Source organism: Streptomyces thermolilacinus SPC6 (assembly GCF_000478605.2).
In the GTDB taxonomy this organism is placed as follows: Bacteria; Actinomycetota; Actinomycetes; order Streptomycetales; family Streptomycetaceae; genus Streptomyces; species Streptomyces thermolilacinus.
Genome location: NZ_ASHX02000001.1, coordinates 5853592 through 5870195 on the forward strand (window position 1 = coordinate 5853592; position 16604 = coordinate 5870195).

General features: G+C 73.7%; 15 protein-coding genes. 6 read left to right on the plus strand and 9 right to left on the minus strand.

Going from position 1 to position 16604, the window contains the following annotated elements; genetic code table 11:
- Positions 1 to 21: 21 nt before the first annotated feature.
- Complete coding sequence (locus J116_RS25425) at positions 22 to 1260, minus strand: Mur ligase family protein (protein ID WP_023589897.1); 1239 nt, start codon at positions 1258 to 1260, stop codon at positions 22 to 24.
- 113 nt (positions 1261 to 1373) lie between these two features.
- Here J116_RS25425 and def point away from each other — a divergent pair, with 113 nt between their 5' ends.
- Positions 1374 to 1919: a peptide deformylase gene (gene def, locus J116_RS25430; protein WP_023589898.1), complete on the plus strand. Its 546-nt coding sequence runs from the start codon at positions 1374 to 1376 to the stop codon at positions 1917 to 1919.
- Positions 1920 to 2155: 236 nt separating this feature from the next.
- On the opposite strand, the gene J116_RS25435 is transcribed toward def, so the two are convergent.
- On the minus strand, positions 2156 to 2803 hold the full coding sequence (locus tag J116_RS25435) for a TetR family transcriptional regulator (RefSeq protein ID WP_023589899.1): 648 nt from the start codon (positions 2801 to 2803) through the stop codon (positions 2156 to 2158).
- Positions 2804 to 2948: 145 nt separating this feature from the next.
- Here J116_RS25435 and J116_RS25440 point away from each other — a divergent pair, with 145 nt between their 5' ends.
- Entirely contained in the window at positions 2949 to 4175 is a 1227-nt protein-coding gene (locus tag J116_RS25440; protein WP_023589900.1) for an acyl-CoA dehydrogenase family protein, read from the plus strand.
- Positions 4176 to 4241: 66 nt separating this feature from the next.
- Here the strand turns inward: J116_RS25440 and J116_RS31095 are convergent, their stop codons facing one another.
- From J116_RS31095 to J116_RS25470, 6 genes are all read right to left on the minus strand, one after another.
- On the minus strand, positions 4242 to 4790 hold the full coding sequence (locus tag J116_RS31095; RefSeq protein WP_037948325.1) for a PASTA domain-containing protein: 549 nt from the start codon (positions 4788 to 4790) through the stop codon (positions 4242 to 4244).
- Positions 4791 to 4950: 160 nt separating this feature from the next.
- Entirely contained in the window at positions 4951 to 5871 is a 921-nt protein-coding gene (locus J116_RS25450) for a carbohydrate ABC transporter permease (RefSeq protein ID WP_023589902.1), read from the minus strand.
- Positions 5868 to 7220 carry an ABC transporter permease gene (locus tag J116_RS25455; protein WP_023589903.1) on the minus strand — a complete coding sequence of 451 codons (1353 nt, stop codon included), beginning with the start codon at positions 7218 to 7220 and terminating at the stop codon, positions 5868 to 5870. The genes J116_RS25450 and J116_RS25455 overlap by 4 nt, the downstream gene beginning before the upstream one ends.
- Positions 7221 to 7227: 7 nt before the next feature.
- Positions 7228 to 8577, minus strand: a complete 1350-nt coding sequence (locus J116_RS25460; protein WP_028964512.1) for an ABC transporter substrate-binding protein — start codon at positions 8575 to 8577, stop codon at positions 7228 to 7230.
- Between the two features lie 44 nt (positions 8578 to 8621).
- Positions 8622 to 10277 carry a glycoside hydrolase family 13 protein gene (locus tag J116_RS25465; RefSeq protein WP_023589905.1) on the minus strand — a complete coding sequence of 552 codons (1656 nt, stop codon included), beginning with the start codon at positions 10275 to 10277 and terminating at the stop codon, positions 8622 to 8624.
- Between the two features lie 223 nt (positions 10278 to 10500).
- Positions 10501 to 11772 (minus strand): ABC transporter substrate-binding protein, encoded by a 1272-nt coding sequence (locus J116_RS25470; RefSeq protein ID WP_023589906.1) that lies wholly within the window; start codon positions 11770 to 11772, stop codon positions 10501 to 10503.
- A gap of 129 nt (positions 11773 to 11901) precedes the next feature.
- On the opposite strand from J116_RS25470, the gene J116_RS25475 reads away from it, so the two are divergent.
- Genes J116_RS25475 through J116_RS25485 form a run of 3 tightly spaced genes read left to right on the plus strand, consistent with a single transcriptional unit; the run spans position 11902 to position 15634 of the window.
- Positions 11902 to 12426 carry a PadR family transcriptional regulator gene (locus tag J116_RS25475; protein WP_023589907.1) on the plus strand — a complete coding sequence of 175 codons (525 nt, stop codon included), beginning with the start codon at positions 11902 to 11904 and terminating at the stop codon, positions 12424 to 12426.
- The gene (locus tag J116_RS25480; protein ID WP_023589908.1) at positions 12423 to 13325 is read left to right on the plus strand and encodes an ABC transporter ATP-binding protein; all 903 of its coding nucleotides are present in this window, start codon (positions 12423 to 12425) and stop codon (positions 13323 to 13325) included. The genes J116_RS25475 and J116_RS25480 overlap by 4 nt, the downstream gene beginning before the upstream one ends.
- A gap of 5 nt (positions 13326 to 13330) precedes the next feature.
- The gene (locus J116_RS25485) at positions 13331 to 15634 is read left to right on the plus strand and encodes an FtsX-like permease family protein (protein ID WP_023589909.1); all 2304 of its coding nucleotides are present in this window, start codon (positions 13331 to 13333) and stop codon (positions 15632 to 15634) included.
- Positions 15635 to 15793: 159 nt separating this feature from the next.
- On the opposite strand, the gene J116_RS25490 is transcribed toward J116_RS25485, so the two are convergent.
- Positions 15794 to 16279, minus strand: coding sequence for a glutathione peroxidase (locus J116_RS25490; protein WP_023589910.1), 486 nt, complete (start codon positions 16277 to 16279; stop codon positions 15794 to 15796).
- 49 nt (positions 16280 to 16328) lie between these two features.
- Between J116_RS25490 and J116_RS25495 the strand changes: the two genes are divergently transcribed.
- Positions 16329 to 16559: a DUF6011 domain-containing protein gene (locus J116_RS25495; RefSeq protein ID WP_023589911.1), complete on the plus strand. Its 231-nt coding sequence runs from the start codon at positions 16329 to 16331 to the stop codon at positions 16557 to 16559.
- Positions 16560 to 16604 lie beyond the last annotated feature (45 nt).

A 16604-nucleotide genomic window follows, 5' to 3' on the forward strand; every position in this document is an offset into this window, starting at 1 on the left:
TCGTCCTTAGGGGCTCGTGGGTCAGTTGCCGACGCGGCGGCGGACGTCCTGGAACGCGGTGTAGTTGGCGATCAGCTCGATCCGCCCGGGCGGCGCGCTCTGCACGGCCTCGTCGATCGTGTCGCACACGCGGAAGTCCAGGCCCGCGACCTCCAGCCGGACGGCGAGGTCCAGGCGGCGGTCACCGATCACGAAGATCGGGTGCCCGGCGAGACGCGGATAGTCGACGTCCCACAGCCACGACGTGTCCGTGCCGTCCGCGCCGCGCGCGTTGACGGAGAGGATCACCGGCGTCGGCGGCTGGTCGATGAGCGAGAACGTCTCCAGCCAGCCCGCCGGGTTCTTCGCCAGCAGCAGCCGCAGGTCCCGGCCGAGGAACGACACGACGTCGTACCGGCCCGCGACGGCCTGCACCTGGTACATCCGCTCCAGCGCCACCTGCGGCGGCACGCCGAACACGGCGGCGACGGCGGCGGACGTCGTGGCGTTCGCCTTGTTGGCGCGGCCCGGCAGCTGGAGGTGGATCGGCCAGGCGGAGCCGTGCGGGTCCAGCACGTGGTCGCCGCTGAGCGCCCACGTCGGGGCGGGGCGGCGGAAGCCGCACTCGCCGCAGAACCAGTCGTCGCCGGGGCGCTGCATCACACCGCCGCACGCCGGGCACGACCAGGCGTCGTCCTTCCACTCCTGGCCGGCCGCCACCCACACCACGTTGGGGGAGGAGGAGGCGGCCCACACGACGAGCGGGTCGTCCGCGTTGGCGATGACCACGGCCTTCGTACCGGCGAGGCCCTCGCGCCACTTCTCGGCGAGCATCCGGGTCTCGGCGGCGCGGTCCAGCTGGTCGCGGGAGAGGTTGAGCAGCGCGATCGCCTTCGGCTCCGTGTCGCGGGCCACGCCCGCGAGGTACTTCTCGTCGACCTCGATGACGCCGTACTTCGAGTCCGTCCCGCCGGCCAGCGCCGAGGTGATGCCCGCGGGCATGTTCGCGCCGAGCGCGTTCGAGACGACCGGGCCGCTGGCGCGCAGGGCCTCGGCGATGAGCCGGGTCGTGGTGGTCTTGCCGTTGGTCGCCGACACCAGGATCACGTCCAGATGCTGCGCGAGCCGGCCCAGAAGGTCGGGGTCGAGCTTGAGCGCCACCCGGCCGCCGATCACCGATCCGCTGCCGCGCCCCGCCGCGCGAGACACCGCCGCTGCGGCCTTGCCCGCCGTCACGGCCAGCTTGGCGCGCGGCGACAGCGGCTCCGAGTTGCCTGCCATCGTCCTTGTTCCTCCTAGCGTGGGTCGCCTCAGCCTATCGAGATCCGGTCGCGGGCCCGAACCCCGCCACCTGCCGGAAAGCAGGTGGCGGGCCTGAACGTACTCTGAACGCCATGCGAAACCGGCCGATCCCCGGCAGTTCCGGCGCCGTGCGGGCCATGAGCCTGCTCGGCTCGCCCGTGCTGCACGCCCCCTGCGAGACCGTCACCGACTTCGGGCCGTCCCTGGCCCGTCTGGTGGAGGACATGTTCGCCACCATGTACGCGGCGAACGGCGTCGGCCTCGCGGCGAACCAGATCGGGGTGGGCCTGCGCGTCTTCGTCTACGACTGCCCGGACGACGAGGACGTCCGCCACCTCGGGCACGTCGTCAACCCGCGATTGGTGGAGGCCGAAGGAGTGACGGTGCGGGGCCCCGAGGGGTGCCTGTCGCTGCCGGGCCTGGAGGCCGGGACGGAGCGGTACGACCGGGCCGTCGTGGAGGGCGTCGACGTGCGGGGCGAGCCGGTGCGGGTGGAGGGCACGGGCTTCTTCGCCCGCTGCCTCCAGCACGAGTGCGACCACCTGGACGGGATGGTGTACCCCGACCGCCTGAGCGGCTGGCGCCGGGCCCGGGTCCTGCGCGCCGCCCGCCGGGCCCCGTGGGGACGGCGCGGCTGACGGAGCGTGAGGGCGCGCGCCCCCGGAGCCGGTACGAGCGTGGTCGGCCGGGTACGAGCCGGGGCGGCCGGGTACGAGCCCGGTGGTACGGGCCCGGAGCCGTACCGCCTGGCCCAGCCGCCCCGGAGTCGGTACGAGCCGTCCCGTACGGCCCGGAGCCGGTACCGCCCACGGATCGCCGCCTGGCCGGGCGCGAGCAGTGCCCCGCACCGCGGCCTCCCTCCCGGCGCCCGCCCTCAGAAGCGGGGCCCGTCCACGCGGTCGTCGGCCTCGGCGAGGCGGCCCCACAGGAGGTCGGCCAGGGCGGACACCAACGCGGCGCGGCCGCAGGGCCGTTCACCGAGCCACCAGTCACCGGCCGCGTGCATCATGCCGACGATGCCGTGCCCCCACACCCGCGCCATCGCCTCGCCGCCCTCGCCCAGGTCGATGCGCTCGGCGATGACGTCCGCGAGCTCCTCGCCCATGCGGCGCAGCACGGGCGCCGAGTGCCGGCCCACGTCGAACCCCTGCTCCGACGGCTGGCCGGCCTCCTCGGACGGGTGCATCAGGAACCGGTACACCTGCGGGCGCGCCTCGATGGCGGCGAGGTACGTGTCGAGGGTGGCCTCCACGCGCCTGCGCCGGTCGGCGGGGGCGTCGAGCGCGGCGCGCAGGGCGGCGAGCAGGGCGTCGGTGTGCCGTTTGGCGAGTGCCCGGTACAGCCCGCCCTTGTCGCCGAAGTGGCGGTAGAGGATCGGCTTGGTGATCCCGGCCTCGGCGGCGATGGCGTTCATCGACGCCTGCGGTCCGTCGCGCAGGACGACGCGGTCCGCCGCCTCGAGCAGTTCGCGCCGCCGTTGTTCGGCCGATCGCTGCTGCTCGGTCCGGTGTGTGGTGTCCATAGCGTCTCTCCCCGCCCGTCGATGTTCCGTAAGGCAGCCGCAACGTAACACCGTCGCGGCGAACGCTGCCGGTTGACAGCCTCTACTTACCGGTAACAGACTGCGGTTACCGTTAGTAACATGCGCCGCCCGCCGGGAGGGAACCATGGCCGAGTTCACACTCGAGCTGAACGACGACCAGAGGCAGGTCCGTGACTGGCTGCACGGGTTCGCCAAGGACGTGATCCGCCCGGCCGCCGCCGAGTGGGACGAGCGCGAGGAGACCCCCTGGCCGGTCATCCAGGAGGCCGCCAAGGTCGGCATCTACTCCCTGGACTTCTACGCCCAGCAGTTCTTCGACCCGACCGGACTCGGCATCCCCATGGCGATGGAGGAGCTGTTCTGGGGCGACGCGGGCATCGCCCTGTCCATCGTCGGCACCGGCCTGGCGGCGGTGGGCGTCCTCGCCAACGGCACCGAGGAGCAGATCGGCACCTGGATCCCCCAGATGTACGGCACGCCGCAGGACGTGAAGGTCGCCGCGTTCTGCTCGTCCGAGCCCGACGCCGGGTCGGACGTCGCCTCGATGCGGACCCGCGCCGTGTACGACCAGGCGAAGGACGAGTGGGTGCTCAACGGCACCAAGACCTGGGCCACCAACGGCGGCATCGCGAACGTCCACGTCGTCGTGGCCGTCGTCGACCCCGAGCTGGGCTCCAAGGGCCACGCCTCCTTCATCGTCCCGCCGGACACGCCCGGGCTGTCGCAGGGCCAGAAGTTCAAAAAGCACGGCATCCGGGCCTCGCACACGGCGGAGGTCGTCCTGGAGGACGTGCGCGTCCCCGGCTCGTGCCTGCTCGGCGGCAAGGACAAGCTGGACGAACGCCTGGCCCGCGCCCGCGAGAAGGCGAGGAAGGGGACGGAGCGCGTCAAGAACGCCGCGATGGCCACCTTCGAGGCGTCCCGCCCGGCGGTCGGCGCGATGGCGGTCGGCACGGCCCGCGCGGCGCACGAGGTCGCGCTCGACTACGCCACGACGCGCGAGCAGTTCGGCCGCCCGATCATCGACAACCAGGGCGTCGCCTTCCAACTCGCCGACATGCGCACCCAGATCGACGCGGCCCGCCTCCTCGTATGGCGCGCGTCCTGGATGGCCACCACGGGCAAGCCCTTCACGTCGGCGGAGGGCTCCATGTCGAAGCTGTACGCCAGCGAGGTCGCCAAGACTGTCACCGCCCAGGCCATCCAGATCCTCGGCGGCAACGGCTACACCCGCGAGTACCCGGTCGAGCGCATGCACCGCGACGCCGCGATCTACACCATCTTCGAAGGCACCAGCGAGATCCAACGCCTCGTCATAGCCCGCACACTCTCCGGCCTGCCCATCCGCTGACCGCACGCGACCACGCTGCCCCCGGAGCCCGGCAGGGGGTGCCGGGGGACAGCGCCGTACCCGCTCTCAGGGGCAGGTCTCGTTCAGCTTGACCGCCCCGAAGTCGATGGTGGTGTCGTCCGTGACACCGGTGCCCGCCGCCGGGCTCTGCGAGCAGACGGTCCAGTTCCGGTCCAGCACCTGCGCTCGGCCCGCGCCCGTCTCGTCGTGCGAGCTCAGGAGGAACAGGCCCTGCGCCTGGGCGTGGTCCTGGGCGTCCTGGAGCCCCATGCCGGCGAAGTCGGGAACGGTGATCCTCACGGGCTCCGCGGGCGGCTCCGAGGTGGCGGGCTTCGCCGCCTCCGGGGTTTGGGAGGGTGCGGCGGCCGCCGGCTTGGCGTCGGCCCGCGGAGCCGCGGTCACCGTCCGGGTGACGGTGGGCACGGGTGCCGGGCTCGCGCTCGTGCCGGTGCCGGTTTCGCCGCCCGACGCGCCGACACCGACGCCGACGAGGAACAGCAGGGCCGCCGCGGGGACGGCCACGCGTTTGCGCGCCCACTTCGGTCCTGTCGCGGGCGACGCCGCGGGCTGCGGTGCCCACTGCGGCTGAGGCCGCTCCGGTGACGGTGTGTTCATCGAACCCCCTGGGTGTGTCCCGAAGCCCCGAACGTAGCGGCCGGGAACAGCCGAGGGAGGACTTCCTTCCGCTGGTGACGGAATCGTGATGACGGCAGGGGGGCGGTGTGCGGAGCCCCGACCGGCGCCGGGGCGGAGCACCGGGCCGGTCGGGTGCGCCTCACTTCACCGAGCCCGCCATCACCCCCTGGACGAAGTGGCGCTGGAAGGCCAGGAAGACGATGACCGGGACCACCAGGGAGAGGAAGGCGCCGGGGGCCAGGACGTCGATGTTGCTGCCGAACTGGCGGACCTGCGACTGGAGTTCCACCGTCAGGGGCTGGGACGACGAGTCGGCGAACAGCAGGGCCACCAGCATGTCGTTCCACACCCACAGGAACTGGAAGATGGCCAGCGACGCGATGGCCGGGCGGCCCACCGGGAGGACCAGGTGGGTGAAGATCCGCCACTCGCCGCCACCGTCCATCCGCGCGGCCTCCAGCATCTCGCGCGGCATCTCCGCGAAGTAGTTGCGCAGCAGGAAGATCGCGAACGGCAGCCCGTACGCCACATGGAAGAGCACCACGCCCGGGATCGTGCCGAACAGGCCCAGCTGGCCGAAGAGTTTCGCCACCGGCAGCAGGCCCACCTGGACCGGCACCACCAGCAGCGCCACCACCAGCAGGAACAGCCAGTCGCGGCCCGGGAACTCCAGCCACGCGAAGGCGTACCCGGCCAGTGCCGCCAGCACCACCACCAGCGCCGTCGCCGGAACCGAGATCAGCACCGTGTTCCAGAACGCCCGGGTCATCCCCGCGTTGTCCAGCAGCGCCGCGTAGTTGGCCAGCGACAGCTGCCCCGGATCGGCCAGCGCCGTCCACCAGCCGCTCGACGCGCTGTCCTGCGCCGAGCGGAGCGAGGACAGCAGCAGCCCCGCCACCGGCGTGATCCAGATCAGGCCCACCACCAGCAGGAACGCCTGCACCACCCCGTTGCCGAGCCAGCGGCGCAGGCGGCGCTCACGGCGGCGCGGGGAAGGGGACGTCGGCGGGGCGGCCAGGGGCGCCTGCTTCACCGGGACGGGCGGCGCGGTCGCGGTCATGACTGACTCCTGCGGAAACGGCGGACGTTGAAGACCATCGCGGGGATCACCAGCAGCAGGAGCAGGACACCCAGCGCGCTGCCGAGCCCCTGGTCGTTGCCGCCGCCGAACGACACGAGCCACATCTGTGTGGCCAGCACCGTGGCGTCCTCCTGCACCGGGCCGGGCGCGATGATGTAGATCAGGTCGAAGACCTTCATCACATTGATCACCAGCGTGACGAAGACGACCGTCAGCACGGGCGCCAGCAGCGGCACGGTGATCCGCCGGAACACCTGCCACTCGTTCGCCCCGTCGATCCGCGCCGCCTCCAGCGCGTCACGCGGCAGCGCCGACAGACCGGCGCCGATCAGGACCATCGCGAAGCCCGTCCAGATCCACAGGTACGCGCCGATGATCGCCGGGGTGACCAGCGCGGGCCCCAGCCAGGACACGCCCGTGAACGGCTCCGCGAAGTTCGCCGCGGGCAGCCGCACCGTGTACGACCCGTCCGCCTCCAGGCCCTCGAAGCGGAACGCCCCGTCCGCGCCCGTGGTGGTCGTGGCGACCGTACGCCCGCCGCTCACCGCCTCCACGGCCAGCCCCGGCAGGCCCCGTTCCGCCGCGTCCACCTCACCCGGGCGCCCCCCGCCGCCCGGCGTGAAGTCCAGGTACACCACGCCCCGCAACTCGCCGGGGCCCGCCTTCGCCGCGGCCGCATCCGCCGCGGGACGCGCGTCCTTTGGCACCTCGGCGGGCTTGACGCCCACGAGGCCCAGTGGCAGGGCCGTACCGCCGGGGGAGAGCGCCGCCGTCGTCTCGTACGCCCCGCCCTCGGCGTGCCGTACGCCCTCGCCCTCGCGGGCCCGCGCCCCCGGGTACGACGCGCCGTCCTCGAACAGGTCGTGCACGCCCACCACGGCGGCGTTCAGGACGCCCTTGTCGGGGTCCTCCTCGTACGCGAGGCGGAAGATGATGCCCGCCGCGAGGAACGACACCGCCATCGGCAGGAACAGCAGCAGCTTGAACGCCGCCGCCCAGCGGATCTTCTCCACCAGCACGGCGAGGATCAGCCCCAGCGCCGTCAGCAGCGTCGGCGCCACGACCACCCAGATGGTGCTGTTGCGGACGGCCTTCAGGGTGGCCGGGTCCCGGAACATCTCGACGTAGTTGCCGCCGCCGACGAACCGCGTGCCCGACGCGTCGAAGAAGCTCCGCCCGACGGAGAACAGCACGGGGTACACGACCAGCGCGCCGAGCAGCAGCAGCGCGGGCAGGACGAACGCGACGGCGATGACCCGCCGGCGCCGCCCGGCGCGGCGCCGCGCGTCGGCGGCCCCCCGCCGGGCGGTCTCGGTGACTGTGGTCATGGCGCGCTCAGCCCTGGTTCGCGGTGCGGTACGCCTTGGCCGCCGCGGCCTCCAGCTCGGCCGCCGTCCGGGCCGGGTCGGACGGGTCGCGCAGGAAGTCCTGGAGGATCTTCCACTCACCGGCGCCCTTCGTCCCGCCGAACGCCGCCGGGGCCTGGTCCGACATGTCGAACCGCACCGAGTCGCCCGCCTTGATCAGGGACTCGGCGGTGGACCGCAGCGTCGTGTCCCCGTACGCGCCGAGGTCCACGCCCTTGTTGGGGGAGATGAAACCGCCCTCCGCCGCCCACACGGACGCGGCCTCCGCCGTGGTGAGGAACTCCACCAGCGCCATCGCCGCCTTCTGGTTCTTCCCGTCCTTGAGGACGACCGCCGCGTCACCGCCGCTGACGACCGGCGCCTTGCCCCGGCCGACCGCCGGGAACGGGAAGAACGTCGCGTCGTCGCCGATCTTCCGCCCGAACTCGTCCTTCGCGATGCCCGCCACGAAGTCGCCCTCGTAGACCATCCCGGCCTCAGGCTTCGGACCGAAGACCTTCTCGACCGAGCCGGGGAAGTCCGTCGCGAGCGCGCCGTTGCGGCCTCCGGCCAGCAGCTTGTCGTCGGCGAACAGCTTGGACAGCGTCTTCAGCGCCTCGACGACGCTCGGGTCGGTCCACTTGATCTCGTGCTTGGCGAGCTTGTCGTACTTCTCCGGGCCCGCCTGCGACAGGTAGACGTTCTCGAACCAGTCGGTGAGCGTCCAGCCGTCCTCGCCGGCGACCGCGAACGCGGCCGTGCCCGAGTCGGCGACCGCACGCGCGGCGGCGAGCAGCTCGTCGTACGTCTTCGGCGGCTTCACCCCGGCCTGGTCGAGCACGTCGGGGCTGTACCAGACGGTGGACTTGTTCGAGGCCTTGAAGTAGACGCCGTACAGGGTGCCGTCGACGGAGCCGTACCCCTTCCACACCGGCGCGTAGTTGCCGTCCACGGACTTCTCGACGTCCTTCGACAGCGGCGTGAGCCACTTCTTCGCGGCGAACTGCTGGAGCACCCCGACCTGCGGGACCATCACCACGTCCGGCGCGTTGCCGCCCTCGATCTTGCTGCCGACGACCGTGGAGACGTTGTCGCCGGTCGACACGAAGCGGGTCTGCGCGCCGGTCTTGGCCGAGAACGCGTCGAGGACCTTCTGGAAGTTCTTCTGCTCGGCGCCGGACCAGACACCGGCGACCGTCAGGGTCTGCCCGGCCAGTTCCTTGTCCTTGCCGTCGCCGCCGGCCGGGGCCACCGGGCCGCCGCCGCAGGCGGTGGTGCCCAGGGCCAGGGCGGCGGTGAGGGCGGTGGCGCACACGGTGGTGGAGCGTCGTCTCGTCATGTCCGTACCTTTCGCAGGGGTTCGGTTCGGGTGGGAGAAGGCGGTCATGGGGTGGTGATCCACCAGGCCGCGGTGGACCCGGGCAGCGCGCCCGGCGGGCAGGGGCCGCTCGACAGCAGCGGCGTCCCGGTCACGGGGGCGGGCGCCTGGGCCGTACCGAAGTTCACGGCGCACACGAGCCCGTCGCCGCGCTCGAAGGCCAGGACGCCGGGCGGTGCCTCCAGCCAGCGCAGGGTGCCCTCGCCCAGCTGCGGCAGGCCGCGCCGCAGCTGGAGGCCCTCGCGGTACAGGTGCCAGAACGAGCGCGTGTCGGCGAGCGCCCGGTCGGTGGCGTGCTCCGCGAACCAGCCGGGCTGCGGCAGCCACGGCCGCACCTCGGCGCCCGCGCTGAACCCGAACGGCGAGGCGTGCCCCGACCAGGGCAGCGGCACGCGGCAGCCGTCGCGGATCCGGGCCCGGCTGCCGGTGCGGCGGAAGATCGGGTCGGTCAGCACCTCGTCCGGCAGGTCCACCACCTCGGGCAGGCCCAGCTCCTCGCCCTGGTAGATGTACGCGGCGCCCGGCAGTGCCAGCATCAGCAGCGCGGCGGCCCTGGCGCGGGCGGCGCCGAGACCGGTGCCCTCCGTGCCGGACTCGCCGTACCGGGTGACGGTGCGGACCTGGTCGTGGTTGTTGAGCACCCAGGTGACGCTGGAGCCGGTACCGGCGATGTCCCGCAGCGCCTCGTCGATGACCGCCCGGAACGCGGCCGCGTCCCAGGGGGCGCCCAGCAGGTCGAAGAAGAACGCCTGGTGCAGCTCGTCGGGGCGTACGTACAGGGCGTGCTCGCGGGCGGTCGGCACGGACACCTCGCCGACCAGCAGCCGCTCGCGGCCGTCGCGGGCGGTGTACTCCTCGCACACCTTCCGCCAGTGCCGCCACACGTCGTGCACCTCGGGCTGGTTCCAGGCGAGCGGGTTGACCGAGTCGCGGGTACGGGCGTCCGCCTCCGGGTCGGGGGAGTCCGGCAAGTCCGGGTGCTTGAACAGCCCGGCGGCCACGTCGATGCGGAAGCCGTCCACGCCCCGGTCGAGCCAGAACCGCAGCACCTCGTCGAAGTGGGCGGCCACCTCGGGGTTGCGCCAGTTCAGGTCGGGCTGCTCGGGCGTGAACATGTGCAGGTACCACTGGCCGGGGGTGCCGTCCGGTTCGGTGACGCGGCTCCACGCGGGGCCGCCGAACATCGCGTGCCAATTGTTGGGCGGCAGGTCGCCGTCGGGGCCCCGGCCGTCGGCGAAGTGGAACCGGGCGCGGGCCGCGCCGCCCGGACCCGCGGCGAGCGCCTCGCGGAACCACGGGTGCTCGCTGGAGCAGTGGTTCGGGACGATGTCGAGCAGCACCCTGATCCCCAGCCGGTGCGCGTCGGCGACCAGCAGCCCGAACTCGTCCAGGTCCCCGTAGACCGGGTCCACGTCGAGGTAGTCGGCCACGTCGTAGCCGTGGTCGTGCTGCGGCGAGGGGTAGAAGGGGCTCAGCCAGATGCCGTCGACGCCGAGCTTCTTCAGGTACGGCAGGCCGGAGCGGACGCCGGCGAGGTCGCCGATCCCGTCGCCGGTGCTGTCCAGGAAGCTGCGGACGTACACCTGGTAGATCACCGCGTCACGCCACCAGGGGCGTGTCAGGCGGTGGGAGAGGCCGTCACCGGCCGGGGCTGTGAGCATCACCCGTTGACCTTGTTTCTGCGTGAAGGGTGCGCGCCGCCCCGAGAGAAACGGGGCGGCGGTTCTGCATGCATGTTAGGTAGCGTGCTTAACCTCGTGTCAACGACGAAGTCATAAACACCGGCCAGTTACCCGACTATGTGCGGGTTTGTCCTCGCGAAGAGACGGCTGAGCGCCGGAAGGGATACCTAACAAGTAACTAGAGGGGGGCGGGAGAACGCCGTCAGCGGCGGCGTGCGATCGCGTCCAGCTCCGCCGCGAGCCGCCGCACCGCCGCCGCGGGCTCCTGGCGCTGCGCCAGCGCGTCGTGCATCACGGCCTGCACGGCGAGGCTGACCTGCTCGTACCGCGGGCTCTTGGGGCGCGGCCTGGCCGCCAGCACGCCCTCCCGCAGCGCCGGCAGGTACGGGAACCTGCGCACCAGCGCCGCGTCCCCGTACAGCGCCGCCCGCACCGGCGGCAGCGCGCCCTCCACCAGGACCCGGCGCTGCACCGCGTCGCTCGTCAGGTACGAGATGAGCTCCGCCGCCGTCTCCGCGTGCCGCGCCCGGCTGCTCACCGCCAGGTTCGAGCCGCCCAGCACGCTCGTGCCAGGACCGTCGCGGCCCGGCAGCGGAACCGCACCGAAACGGCCCGCGACCTTCGAACCGGGGCCCGAGGCGCCCGCCCACGCGTACGGCCAGTTCCGCAGGAACAGCAGCCGCCCCTCCTGGAACGCGAGCCGGGACTCCTCCTCCGTGTACGTCAGCGCCTCGCGGGGCACCCAGCCCTCCCGCACGCCCCGCGCCAGGAACTCCACCCCGGACCGCGCGGCCGCCGAGTCCACCGCGACCCGCCCGCCCTCGTCGCCGAGGACCGTGCCGCCCGCCGAGTACACCGCCTCCGTGACGTTGACCGTCAGCCCCTCGTACGGCAGGAACTGGCCCGCGTACCCGCCGACGCCGTGCTTCGGGGCGACCGTCCGCGCCTGCCGCTCCAGCTCCGCCCAGGTGCGCGGCGGGCGCTCGCCCTCCGCGGCCAGCAGGTCGGAGCGGTAGAACAGCATCCCGGCGTTGGTCACGTACGGCACGGCGTACAGCCGCCCCTCGTACGTCGCCGTGTCCACGACCGGCGGCAGGAAGGCGTCCAGCGGGAACCGGTCCCGTGCCAGCGGCGCGATCCACCCCGCCGCCGCGAACTCCGACGTCCACGCCACATCGATGTTGAGCAGGTCGAACCTGCCGTCACCCGACCGCAGGTCGGTGATCATCTGCGCCCGGGTCTCGTCCGCCGAGTCCGGCAGCTCCACCAGCGTGACCCGCTCCGCCGGGCGCGCCCGGTTCCAGTCGTCGAGCAGCGGCCGCAGATAGCCGGTGAGGTCCCCGGCCGTGGCCAGCGTCACCGGCCCCCGCCCGGCGTCCCGCCGCCCGTCCCCGGGCACACCGGACGCCACCGACCCCACCAGCAGCAGGATCACCACGAGGAGGCCCCTACCCGCGGCACTCGTCCACCGCATAGGTTCCTCCCTGGAGCACCCGCCCGGACACCTTCGTCAGGTCAGGGGCATGTATACCTGTTAGGCATTGGGCGATACTAGGGCGCAGAGCACATCGAGCCCGGATCGCGACAGAAGGAGAGCCCACGAGTGCGCATGCAGCTCCTCGCTCTCCTCGCGGACGGGCCCGCGCACGGCTACGAGCTCAAGCAGGACCTTGAGCAGCTCCTGGGCGCCGCGTACCCTCAGCCCAACGTCGGCCAGATCTACGTCACCCTCGGCCGTCTGGAGAAGTCGGGACTCATCGAGGGCGAGGAAGTCGCCCAGTCGAGCCGGCCCAACAAGAAGATCTACCGCCTCACCGCCGCCGGGCGCGACGAACTGCGCGCCTGGTTCGAGGCCACCGCCGACGAGCCACGCGTGCGGGACGAGTTCTTCATGAAGCTCGCCCTCGCCCCGCGGACCGGCCTCGCCGACCAGATCACCCTCATCAACCGACAGCGACGCGAGTACCTCAGGACGATGCGCACCCTCTCCAAGCTGGCCGCCACCGAGAACCGCGACAACCGCACCGCGCACCTGCTCATCGAGGGCGCGATACTCCACCTCCAGGCCGACCTGGACTGGCTGGAGCGCTGCCAGGAGGAACTGGAAGGGCTGGAGGAGCGGCGATGAGCGCCACGCCCGCGGCCCGGTGGCCCTTTTCCGGGGGGAAGGCCACGGGGAAGACCACCAGGAAGCCCACGGGGAAGGCCGGGAAGGCCGGGACGCCCGGGACCCCCGCCGCGACGCCCGCGACCCCCGAGAAGCCCGTGCCGCTCCTGGAGGCCCGCGGCCTGGTCAGGACCCACCACGGGGAAGGCGGCCCCGTCCACGCCGTACGCGGAGTGGACCTCACCGTCCGACGCGGCGAGTTCATCGCCGTCACCGGCCCGTCCGGCGCCGGGAAGTCCACCCTCCTGCACCTCCTCGGCGGCCTCCAGCGCCCCGACGAGGGCACCGTACGTATCGACGGCGAGCCCACCGACGGCTACACCGAGGCCCGCTGGGCCGTGGAGCGCCGCCGCAGCATCGGCATCGTCTTCCAGTTCTTCAACCTCGTCTCCAACCTCACCGTCGCCGACAACGTCGAGCTGCCCGCCCTCCTCGCCGGAGCCTCCGCCCGCACCGCCCGCGCCGAACGCGACAAGCTCCTCACCGAACTCGGCCTCGCCGCCAAGGCCCGCAGCATGCCCGGCGAACTCTCCGGCGGCGAACAGCAGCGCGTCGCCCTCGCCCGCGCCCTGGTCAACCACCCCCGGCTGCTCCTCGCCGACGAACCGGCCGGCAGCCTCGACAGCAAGGGCACCCGCGAAGTCATGCGGCTGCTGTCCCGCTTCCACCAGCGCGGCCAGACCATCGTCCTCGTCACCCACGACGCCCGGCTGGCCAGCGCCGCCGACCGCGTCATCAGCTTCTTCGACGGTCGGATCACCGACGACGTCACCCTCGGCGGCGACGACGACCACGACGACACCCCCGAAGCCGGGCCGCGCACCGCCGGGCCCGCCCGCGTCGTCGAGCTGAGGGACTGACCGCCGTGCGGGCCATGCTGCGCTGGGCGCACGCCGATCTGCGGACGCACCGGGGCGAGGCGCTGTTCCTCGTCTCCGCCACCGCCGGGATCGTCGCCTCGCTCCTCCTCGCCGCCGCCCTCTTCGGGTACGCCACCAACCCCTGGCAGCGGATCTTCACCCAGTCCCACGGCGCCCACGTCTGGCTCCACACCGGCCGGGCCGCCGACCCCGCACGCCTCGTCTCCCTCGACGGCGTCGCCTCTCTCGCCGGACCGTACGACACGGTCGCCACCACCGTCGCCTCGCGCGGCGCCCGCGCCGCCGTCGCACTGCGCGCCGCCGCGCCCGAACCGCCCGCCACCGGCCGCCCCCTGCTCACCGCGGGCCGCTGGCTCGACCCGGCCGTACCCGACGGCGTCGTCCTGGAGTCCGGCCTCGCCGACGCGCTCGTCGCAGGCCCCGGCGACACGCTCGCCCTCCCCGGCGGCACCGGCCGCACCCTCACCGTCCTCGGCGTCGCCGACACCGCCGAACCCCGCTACGAACCCGGCGAACGCCCCGGCACCGTCTGGGCCCCGCCCGCCACCGTCCGCACCACCCCCGGCCTGCCCGGCCGCGTCACCGGACTGCGCCTCACCGACGCCGACGACACCGAGTACGCCGTGCAGCGCGCCGTCACCGCCCTCGGCGCGGGCGCCGTCACCGACATCACCCCCTGGCAGCGGGCCCGCGCCCAAGCCCAGGACGACACCCGGCTCCTCGGGCGGATCCTCGGCCTGTTCGGGCTCGGCGCCCTCGCCGCCGCCGCGCTCGCCGTCTTCGGCGCGATCAGCACCCGCGTGCGGGGCCACCTCCGCGACATCTCCGTCCTCAAGGCCATCGGCTTCACCCCCGGCCAGGTCGTCCGTGTCTTCCTCGCCCAGCACCTCGCGTACGCCGTGCTCGGCGCCGCCCTCGCCACCGCCCTCACCCAGGCCCTCGGCGGCCGCATACCGGGCAGGGTCGGCGACGCCGTCGGTGTGTGGCAGGGCCTGCCCGGGCACACCGCCGCGCTCCTCGGTGTCCCGGCCGCCGTCGTCGTCCTCATCGGCGCCGCCACCGGCCTCGCCGCCTGGCGCGCCGGCCGCGTCCCGCCCGTACCCGCAGGCACATCGGCGGGACCCCGTACCGGCCGCGGACTGTCCCGGCCCGCACTGCGCGCCCTGGCCCTGCCCGGCGTGCCGCCCGCCCTCGTCCTCGGCTGGCACCGCGCGTTCGGCCGCGGCAGGCACGCCCCCGCCACCGTCGCCCGGCTCGCCCTGCCGCTGCTGCTGATCACCGTCGCGCTCAGCGCGTGGACCACCATCGAGCGCTTCGGCTCGCGGCCCGAACAGCTCGGCCTGCCCGCCGCGCTCACCGCCCGCCCCACCGAGGGAGTCGGCGACCGGGAGGCCCGCGCCCTGCTCCAGCGCAGCCCCGACGTGCTCGCCGCCCACCGCGGCCTGGAGGTCGCCGCCCTCGTCCCCGGCCAGACCGGCACCATCGCCCTGCGCGGCCTCGGCACCCGCCAGGACCCCTACCCGTACTCCGTCGCCGAGGGCCGCCCCGCGCGCGGGCCCGACGAGGCGGTCGCCGGTCAGGGCCTGCTCGACCTCCTCGGCGTCCAGGTCGGCGACTGGGTGCGCGTCACCGTCGGAGGCCGCCCCCAGGTGCTGCACCTCGTCGGCCGCAGCATCGAACCGGAGAACGGCGGCCGCACCATCTCCACCTCCCTGGACACCCTGCGCGAGAACGACCCGGACCTGCGGCCCACCGTCTACCACCTGCGGCTGCGCCCCGGCGCCGACCCGCACGCCGTACGCGCCGAACTGCTCCAGGCCGCAGCGGGGCGCCTCGACATCCACGAGGTGTCAGGGCCCGCGGACCGGCTCGCCGCGCTGCGGGGCGTGGTCGCCGGGCTGATCGCCGTCCTCGCCCTGATCGGCCTCACCGAGGTGAGCACCGCCATCGGCGGGGCGGTGCGCGACGGGGAGCGCGACCTGCTCGCCTGGAAGGCCATGGGCCTGTCCGCCCGGCAGGTCACCGCCGTCACGGTGAGCGCGGTCGGCTGCACGGCCCTGGCCGCCGCCGTCGCCGGTACGGCCCTGGGCGTCCCGCTCGCGCACTGGCTGATCGACCACGAGGGCCGTACCAGCGGCATCGGCGCGGGCATCGCGCACGGCCCGTCACCGCTCCACCTGCTGGCCGTCGCCGCCGCGGCGGTGCTCGGCGCCGTCGCGCTGGCGGCAGTGCCCGCGGTTCGGTCCGCCCGCCGCAGACTGGCCGACACGCTCGCCGCGTACGCCTGACCGGGGCGAGCGGGAGGGGAAGGCCGCACAGGCCCGCCCGGTCCGGCCTCGCCGCGTCCGGCTCGCCGCCCGGCCGACCTCGCCTCCCCGGCTGTCCCGGCCGTCCGGGGCCGGTGCGGGCGCTGACCGCGCGACCGGCCCCGGGGCGGAGTGGCCAGGTCAGGCGGGGAGCGCGGCCTCGATCGCCTCCACCAGTTCCCGCGCGTCAGGCTCCGTGCGCGGGCGGAAGCGGGTGACCTCGCCCTGCGGCGAGATCAGGAACTTCTCGAAGTTCCACTGCACGTCACCGGCCTCACCCTGGGCGTCCGCGACCCGGGTCAGCTCGGCGTACAGCGGGTGCCGGCCCGGCCCGTTGACGTCCGTCTTCTCCAGCAGCGGGAACGACACGCCGTACGTCGTCGAGCAGAACGTGCGGATCTCCTCCGCGCTGCCCGGCTCCTGCCCGCCGAACTGGTTGCACGGCACGCCCAGCACGGTCAGGCCGCGCTCGCCGTACTCCTGCTGGAGCTTCTCCAGACCGGCGTACTGCGGGGTCAGCCCGCACCGCGACGCCACGTTCACCACCAGCACGGCCCGGCCCCGGTGGTCGGCCAGGCTCGTCGGCTCACCGGACAGGGTGCGCAGCGGGATGTCGTACAGGCTCATGGGCCCTCCTCGTCGTCATCGGATCAGACGACAGGGTAGACACGTACGCATGAACGACGAGCCACTTCCGGACTGCGCACCCGGCGACACCGCACTCGGCGGCACCGCACCCGACGGGGCCGGGCGCCCGCCCGTGCTGTGCCGGATGTGCGGGCGCCCGCTGACCGGCCGGGCCTCGCGCCGCACCGGCCTGGGCCCCGCCTGCGACGCGAAACTCCACCCGGACCGCCCCGACATCCGCCCCCGCCGCCACGAGGTGGAGCAGGACCGCCTGTTCTAGGCGCCCCCGTAGCGGCCGCGGGGCCACGAGGCTCGGCGGGGGCGA

Bases quoted from the DNA above. Each gene is read 5' to 3' on its own strand.
- J116_RS25425 (WP_023589897.1), bottom strand. From the start codon at position 1,260: ATGGCAGGCAACTCGGAGCCGCTGTCGCCGCGCGCCAAGCTGGCCGTG.
- def (WP_023589898.1), top strand. From the start codon at position 1,374: ATGCGAAACCGGCCGATCCCCGGCAGTTCCGGCGCCGTGCGGGCCATG.
- J116_RS25435 (WP_023589899.1), bottom strand. From the start codon at position 2,803: ATGGACACCACACACCGGACCGAGCAGCAGCGATCGGCCGAACAACGG.
- J116_RS25440 (WP_023589900.1), top strand. From the start codon at position 2,949: ATGGCCGAGTTCACACTCGAGCTGAACGACGACCAGAGGCAGGTCCGT.
- J116_RS31095 (WP_037948325.1), bottom strand. From the start codon at position 4,790: ATGAACACACCGTCACCGGAGCGGCCTCAGCCGCAGTGGGCACCGCAG.
- J116_RS25450 (WP_023589902.1), bottom strand. From the start codon at position 5,871: ATGACCGCGACCGCGCCGCCCGTCCCGGTGAAGCAGGCGCCCCTGGCC.
- J116_RS25455 (WP_023589903.1), bottom strand. From the start codon at position 7,220: ATGACCACAGTCACCGAGACCGCCCGGCGGGGGGCCGCCGACGCGCGG.
- J116_RS25460 (WP_028964512.1), bottom strand. From the start codon at position 8,577: ATGACGAGACGACGCTCCACCACCGTGTGCGCCACCGCCCTCACCGCC.
- J116_RS25465 (WP_023589905.1), bottom strand. From the start codon at position 10,277: ATGCTCACAGCCCCGGCCGGTGACGGCCTCTCCCACCGCCTGACACGC.
- J116_RS25470 (WP_023589906.1), bottom strand. From the start codon at position 11,772: ATGCGGTGGACGAGTGCCGCGGGTAGGGGCCTCCTCGTGGTGATCCTG.
- J116_RS25480 (WP_023589908.1), top strand. From the start codon at position 12,423: ATGAGCGCCACGCCCGCGGCCCGGTGGCCCTTTTCCGGGGGGAAGGCC.
- J116_RS25490 (WP_023589910.1), bottom strand. From the start codon at position 16,279: ATGAGCCTGTACGACATCCCGCTGCGCACCCTGTCCGGTGAGCCGACG.
- J116_RS25495 (WP_023589911.1), top strand. From the start codon at position 16,329: ATGAACGACGAGCCACTTCCGGACTGCGCACCCGGCGACACCGCACTC.